Below are 7,136 nucleotides of genomic sequence, written 5' to 3' on the forward strand. Positions count from 1 at the left end.
GGTGCGTCTGACGCACCGAAGGCCACCTTGGGGCGCTCGGGTCAGTCCGCGAGCGCGAGCAGATCCTCCTCGACGACCGGCTCCTCGGCGGCCCGCTTCCGGGGCGCCAGGCCACTGGCCGCGATCAGCAGGCCCAGCACCGCGATCCCGGTGACCACGCTCAGCGCCGGCGTCAGCCCGGTCAGCAGCGCGGCGGGCGACGCCTCCCGGCCGCCGTTGGCGGTCAGGACCGCGGTCACCACCGCCAGCCCGATCGCGCCGCCGACCTGCAGCGACGTGTTCAGCAGACCGCCGGCCAGGCCCTGCTCGTCGTCCGCGATGCCGGCCGTCGCCTGGATGTTGAGCGACGAGAACGCCAGCATGAAGCCGATGCCGAGCAGGATCATGCTGGGCAGCACACTGCCCGCGTAGCCCGAGTGCTCGTCGATCCGCAGGAACAGCGCGTAGCCAATGACGTGCGCGACCACCCCCGCGAAGATCGTGCGGGACGTGCCCACCCGGTCGATCAGCGGCTCGATGCGCGGGGAACCGAACGCCACGATCAGCGCCGCCGGCAGGAAGCCGAGCGCCGTCTGCAGCGCGGACCAGCCCAGCACCCGCTGCAGGTAGAGCATCACGACGAACTGGAACCCGATGTACGCACCGAAGAACAGCGCGCCGCCGAGGTTGGCCCTGGCCAGCGGGCCCGAGCGCAGGATGCCCAGCCGCAGCAGCGGGTGGCGGCTGCGCTTCTCGATGACGACGAACGTCACCAGCAGCGCGATCGCGACGGCGAACGTGATCAGCGTGCGCGGCGCGGCCCAGCCGACCTCCGGCGCCTCGACCACGCCGAACACCAGCAGCAGCGAGCCGACGGCCCCGGTGACGGCGCCCGGGAAGTCGTAGCCGCGGCCTTCTTCCCGCTGGTACGACGGGATCAGCTTCCACGCCGCCACCAGGGCGACCAGCGCGATCGGGGCGGGCAGCAGGAACGTCCAGCGCCAGCCGACCTCGGTCAGCAGGCCGGAGAACACGAGCCCGGCGGAGTAGCCGCTGGCGCCGAACACGGCGAAGATGCTGATCGCCTTGTTGCGGGCCGGGCCCTCCTGGAACGTCGTGGTGATGATGGACAACGCGGCCGGCGCCGTGAAGGCGGCCGCCAATCCCTTGATGAAGCGGCTCGCGATGAGCAGCGCGCCGTCGTCGACGAGGCCGCCGAGCAGCGAAGCCAGCGCGAACACGGCGACGGCGACGAGGAACACGCGGCGGCGGCCGAGCAGGTCGGCGGTGCGGCCGCCGAGCAGCAGCAGGCCGCCGTAGCCGAGCACGTACCCGCTGACGACCCATTGCAGTGCGTTGGTGGACAGGCCGAGGTCGGCCTGGATCGCGGGAAGCGCGACCCCGACCATCGAAACGTCGAGCGCGTCGAGACCGACGACGATCGAAACGGTGAGCAGGACACCCCAGAGACGTGCGTCCCACCGGGTCGAGGTGGTGGACAAAGACACGGAAGAGCTCATGGCGGCGACGGTACATGCACACGCATCTAATGTCTATGCATTTAATGTGTTTGCATCTGATGTCCGCGCATGCTAAGTTGACCGCCGTGAGCGACGTCGCCGAGCAAGGTCTGGTCCAGGAGTGGCACGAGCTGCTGGCCCGCTACTCGGCCGTGTTCAGCGCGCTCGAGTGCCGGCTGCAGGAGCGCCACGGCATCGGCGCGAGCGAGTTCGAGGCCCTCGAGCGGCTCGCGACCTGCGACTTCAAGTGCCGCTCGGCGGACCTCACCGGAGCGATCCACCTCAGCCAGAGCGCCACGTCCCGGCTGGTCGCCCGCTTGGAGAAAGAGGGCCTGGTCGAGCGGGCGCTGTGCGAGGTGGACCGGCGCGGCATCTTCGTCACGCTCACCGACACCGGCCGCGAGCGCTACCTCGCGGCCAAGCGGACCCACCGCGAAGTGCTCGAGGAAACCCTGCGCTGACTGTCAGCCGACAGGTCCTTCGGCCGCCTTGACCGGCACCTGCTGCTGAGCGCCCGAGGCGTCCGTCACCGTCAGGGCCAGCTGGTCGCCCGGGTGGTGGGTGTCCATCACGTTCGTCAACGTCGTCGCGGAGTCGATCGGCTTGCCGTCGATGGCCGTGATCACGTCCCCGGCCGCGAGGCCCGCCTTCTGCGCCGGCCCGCGCTGGACCACCTCGCGGATCTTGGCACCGCCCTGGCCGTCCGCCACCGAAACCCCGATGAACGCCGTCTTCCCGATGTGGATCTTGTCGGACGCCTGCCCGGCGACGATCCGGTGGGCGATGTCGACGGCCTGGTTGATCGGGATGGCGAAACCCTGGCCGGCGCCACCGCTGCGGCGCCCGTTCAGCTGGTACCCGGTCGTCGCGGCGGTGTCGACGCCGATGACCTGGGCGTCCGCGTTGACGAGCGGACCGCCGGAGTCCCCCGATTCGATGTTCGCCCGGACCTGGATGAGCCCGGTGAGCTGTTCGGACGACCCGCTGGACTCGTCCGAGGCGGTGATCGACTGGTCCAGCGCCGACACCGTGCCCGGCGCGGGCACCGGGTCGCCGCCGCGGCCGCCGGCGTTGCCCAGCCCGAGGATCTGGTCGCCGACCCGGACCTTGGCCGAGTCGCCGATGGACGCGGCCGTCAGCCCGGACGCGCCCTGCAGCTGCAGGACCGCGATGTCCTCGGTGCGGTCGTAGCCGACCACCTGCGCCTGGTAGGTGTCACCGGTGCCGATGCTGGTGACCTTGATGCTGGTCGCGCCGGCGACGACGTGGTTGTTGGTCAGCACCTCGCCGTCCGGGGTGAGCACGATGCCCGTGCCCGCCGCGGCCGCGCCCTGCAGCCCGAGTTCGGTGTTGATGTTCACGATGGCCGGGTTGACCTTGGCCGCCACGGCGTCCGCGTCGAGCACCGTCTTGGCCTCGCTCGGCTGCCCGGAGAAGCCGAAGTTCTGGTTGCCGCCGGCGGTGGGGCTGGTCGCCCCGGAGATCAGGTGCCCGATCCCCAGCCCGGCGACCACGGCCACCGCGATGGCGACGACCGTGACGGTCAGCGCGCGAAGCGGGTGACGCCGGCGCGGCGGTGGCTGCGGGGCGGGGGGCGGGTAGGCGTAGACCGGCTGGGTGTGGGGCTGCGGCGGGTACGGCCGGCCCCACTGGTCCCGCGGCTGGTCGTAATAGCCCTGCTCCTGAGGCTGCCCGTAATAGCCCTGATCCCGGGACTGCCCGTAGTAGCCCTGATCCCGGGACTGCTCGTGATACCCCTGGTCACGGGGCTGGTCGTAGTAGCCATGGCCGTAGTGGTCCTGCGGGTATCCGCCCTGGCCGTAGCCGTACGGGTACTCGCCGCCGCCCTGCGGTCCTCGGTCGTACTCGCTCATGCACAGCTCCAGCTCTCGACAAGCCTCCGGCTCGTCCCAGGAAACGCCCCTTTCCTGAGAATTTCCTGGCGGGGTTCCATGGACTTGCTGTGGATTACCCCTCGGCCTGCCGAGACCGAGCCGACGTGACCGACGTTACGCCGCCCGGGAACGCCTCAAGCGGGGCTCACCGCCGGATCCGGTCCATGCCGGGGTCGACCAGCGGCTCGGCGGCCACCGTGGCCGCGACCCGGCGGCCGAAGTACTCGATCTCCACACTGCCGCCGATCTCCACCGACGCCGGCAGCCACGCGTAGGCGATCGGACGGCCCACGGTGTACCCGTACGCGGCACTCGTCACGTACCCCGCGGCGATCCCGTCGGCGAACACCGGTTCCTTGCCCAGCACCACCGTGCGGCCGTCGTCGATCGTCAGGCACCGCAGCCGCCGCGACGCCGTCTCCTCGCTCCGGCCTTCGATCGCCTCCCGCCCCAGGAAGTCCCCCTTCGCGGGACGCACGGCGAACGCCAGCCCGGCCTCGTACGGGTCGTGCTCGGTGGTCATGTCGGTGCCCCACAGCCGGTAGCCCTTCTCCAGCCGCAGGCTGCTGAACGCCGCTCGGCCGGCCGCGATGACGCCGAGGGGCTGTCCGGCCGCCCACAACGCGTCCCACAGCCGCAGGCCGTGGTCCGCGCTCGTGTAGATCTCCCAGCCGAGTTCGCCCACGTAGGACAGTCGCATCGCGACCACCGGCACCCCGGCGATCCGCGCCTTGCGGGCCCGGAAGTACTTGAGCCCCTGGTGCGAAAAGTCCTCCTGCGAGAGTGGCTGCACGAGGTCCCGGGCGAGCGGTCCCCAGACACCGATGCAGCACGTCCCGCCGGTGGTGTCCCGGACCCGGACACCGGGAGGCGCGTGCTTCACGAAGTGGTCGACGTCGATGTTCCCGTTGATCCCGACCTGGAACACCTCCGGCTCGAGCCGCGCGACCGTGACGTCACTGCGCACGCCGCCCGCGGAGTCGAGCATCAGCGTGTACGTCACCGAACCGACCGACTTGTCCAGCTGGTTGGTGGTCAGCGACTGCAGGAACTCCAGCGACCCGGGTCCGCTGATCTCCACGCGCTTCAAGGGCGTCATGTCGTACAGCGCGACGCCGTTGCGGGTGTGCCACGCTTCGGCCGCCGCGATCGGCGAGTGGAACTGCGCCGACCACGAGTCCCGCGCCGGCGGGAGCCAGTCGTGCGGCAGCTTCTTCAGCAGCGGCGCGTTGGCCTCGAACCAGTGCGGCCGCTCCCAGCCGCCCGCCTCCAGGAACACCGCGCCCAGCTCGCGCTGCCGCGCGTGGAACGGCGTCACCCGCAGGTCACGCGGGGACAGCTTGGGCTGCAACGGGTGCAGGATGTCGTAGACCTCGACGAAGTTCTGCTGCGCCGTCTCGCTCACGTACGAAGGCGCGAGCTGGACCTCCTCGAAACGGTGGACGTCGATGTCGTGCACGTCCACTTCCGAGTGCCCGTGCACGAGCAGTTCGGCGACCGCCTTCGCGATGCCCGCGGAGTGCGTGACCCAGATCGCCTCGGCCAGCCAGAACCCGCGGACGTCGGCCGACTCGCCGACCAGCGACTGGCCGTCCGGGGTGAAGGAGAAGATGCCGTTGAAGCCCTCTTCGACCTTCGTCTGGCGCAGCGCGGGCAGCAGCAGCTGACTCTGTTCCCACGACGGCGCGAAGTCGTCCTCGGTGAAGGGCAGCATGGACGGCATCGCGGTCGCGGTCACCGTTGAGTCCAAAGTGGACTCATCGACCGGCATCGGGCGGTGGGCGTAGGAGCCGATGCCGAGCCGGTCGGCGTGCTCGCGGAAGTACAGGTCCTGATCCTGGTGGCGCAGGATCGGCAGGCTCGCCTCCGTGGCGCACCCGGCGAGTTCGGCGACCTGCCCGGTCTTCACGTACTGGTGGGCCAGCGGCAGCAGCGGGACGTCCATGCCCGCCATCGCGCCGATCTCGCGGCCCCAGAACCCGGCGCACGACACGACGATGTCGGCCGGGAAGTCCCCCTGGTCGGTCCGGACGCCGGTGACGCGGCCGCCCTCCTGCAGGACGTCGGTCACCCGCGTGGAGCCGATGAACTTCGCGCCGCGCGAACCCGCCCGCGCGGCGAGCACCTCGACGGCCTTGGCGGCCCGTGCGAGCCCGTCGGTCGGGACGTGCAGCGCGCCGAAGATCCGCGAACCGTCCAGGAGCGGCCAGCGCTCGACGCATTCGGCGGCGTCGATCAGTGCCCCTTCGACTCCCCACGACGTCGCCCAGCCGTGCTTGCGCCTGAGGTCCTCCCAGCGAGCCGGGGTGGTCGCCACCTCCATGCCGCCGACCTGGAGGAAGCAGTCCAGCTCCAGGAACTTCTCGACGGTGTACCGGGCGAAGTCCGTCATCGCCTTGGACGCGTTGGTCTGGAACACCAGCCCGGGCGCGTGCGACGTCGACCCGCCGGAGCGCGGCAACGGGCCCCGGTCGAGCACGGTGACGTCGGCCCAGCCACGGGCGGTCAGCTCGTCGGCGAGGTTCGCGCCGACGATGCCGGCGCCGATGATCACGACTTTCGGTGCGCTCATGGCAGAACTCCTAACGGAAGACAACGGTGCTGTTGCCGTTGAGCAGGACGCGGCGTTCGCAGTGCCAGCGCACCGCGCGGGACAGGGCCAGCGCCTCGGCGTCGCGGCCGACGGTCACCAGCTCGCGCGGCGAATACGTGTGATCGACCCGCTGGACCTCCTGCTCGATGATCGGGCCCTCGTCGAGGTCGGGGGTGACGTAGTGCGCGGTCGCCCCGACGTACTTGACGCCGCGGTCGTAGGCCTGGTGGTAGGGCTTGGCGCCCTTGAAGCCGGGCAGGAACGAGTGGTGGATGTTGATCGCGCGGCCTTCGAGCTTCTGGCACAGCTCGTTCGACAGCACCTGCATGTACCGGGCGAGCACGACGAGATCGGCCTCGTACTCCCCGACCAGGTCGAGCAGCCGCTGCTCGGCCTCCGCTTTCGTTTCCGGCGTCACCGGGACGTGCACGAACGGCACCCCGGCCGCCTCGGCCATCGGCCGCAGGTCCGCGTGGTTGGAGACGACCACCGCGATCTCGGCGCCGAGGCCGCCCGCGCGCCAGCGGAAGAGCAGGTCGTTGAGGCAGTGCCCGAACCTGGACACCATGATCAGCAGCCGCGGCGGCGTCCCGTCGGAGAACCCGAACTCCATCCCGAAGTCCCCGGCCACCGGGGCGAACGCGCGCACCAGATCATCCACTGTGGTCTCTTCGGTGCAGGTGAACGACGTGCGCAGGAACAGCGAGCCGCGGACGTCGTCGTCGAACTGCTGGTGCTCGACGATGTCGCAGCCCTGTCCGACCAGGAACGTCGTGACGGCGTGCACGATGCCCGAGCGTTCCGGGCACTTGAGCGTCAGGGTGAAGGTCACGAGACGTACTCCAGACTCGCGTCGGCCAGCCAGGCCTTGAAGTAGTCCGCGAACGACTGGCGCACGAGGATCGTGAAGCCCTCTTCCCGGACCATGAGCACGATCCCGGTGCGCGCCAGCAGGGTCTGGACACATGTGCCCGGCGGTGACACCGACGGATCGAGGTCGATCGAGCAGCCGTGGGCCAGGACGTCCCGCGCGTGCTCACCGCCGAGCTGCACGACGTTGCGCTGCGCCGACACATCCACCACCGCCAAAACGCCACTTTCACGTGAAAGCTCCGCCTCCAGGTCGTCGCTTTCACGTGAAAGTGGCGG

Annotated in this window: 6 protein-coding genes; 1 reads left to right on the plus strand and 5 read right to left on the minus strand. The window is 70.4% G+C overall.

What is annotated here, in order from left to right:
* Positions 1-41: 41 nt before the first annotated feature.
* A complete protein-coding gene (locus tag AB0F15_RS44535; protein WP_360283916.1) occupies positions 42-1,499 on the minus strand; it encodes an MFS transporter in 1,458 nt (485 codons plus the stop codon).
* An 86-nt stretch (positions 1,500-1,585) separates the two neighbouring features.
* Here AB0F15_RS44535 and AB0F15_RS44540 point away from each other — a divergent pair, with 86 nt between their 5' ends.
* Entirely contained in the window at positions 1,586-1,960 is a 375-nt protein-coding gene (locus AB0F15_RS44540) for a MarR family transcriptional regulator (RefSeq protein WP_360283918.1), read from the plus strand.
* Positions 1,961-1,963: 3 nt separating this feature from the next.
* Here AB0F15_RS44540 and AB0F15_RS44545 read toward each other — a convergent pair whose 3' ends face one another.
* From AB0F15_RS44545 to AB0F15_RS44560, 4 genes are all read right to left on the minus strand, one after another.
* Positions 1,964-3,373: a trypsin-like peptidase domain-containing protein gene (locus AB0F15_RS44545; RefSeq protein WP_360283920.1), complete on the minus strand. Its 1,410-nt coding sequence runs from the start codon at positions 3,371-3,373 to the stop codon at positions 1,964-1,966.
* 166 nt (positions 3,374-3,539) lie between these two features.
* Entirely contained in the window at positions 3,540-5,966 is a 2,427-nt protein-coding gene (locus tag AB0F15_RS44550) for an FAD-dependent oxidoreductase (RefSeq protein WP_360283922.1), read from the minus strand.
* 10 nt (positions 5,967-5,976) lie between these two features.
* The gene (purU, locus tag AB0F15_RS44555) at positions 5,977-6,819 is read right to left on the minus strand and encodes a formyltetrahydrofolate deformylase (protein WP_360283924.1); all 843 of its coding nucleotides are present in this window, start codon (positions 6,817-6,819) and stop codon (positions 5,977-5,979) included.
* Positions 6,816-7,136, minus strand: a 321-nt coding sequence (locus AB0F15_RS44560; protein WP_360283926.1) for a sarcosine oxidase subunit gamma family protein, incomplete at its 5' end; no start/stop codon positions are given. The genes purU and AB0F15_RS44560, both read right to left, overlap by 4 nt.

This window comes from Amycolatopsis sp. NPDC026612 (genome assembly GCF_040638285.1).
In the GTDB taxonomy this organism is placed as follows: domain Bacteria; phylum Actinomycetota; class Actinomycetes; order Mycobacteriales; family Pseudonocardiaceae; genus Amycolatopsis.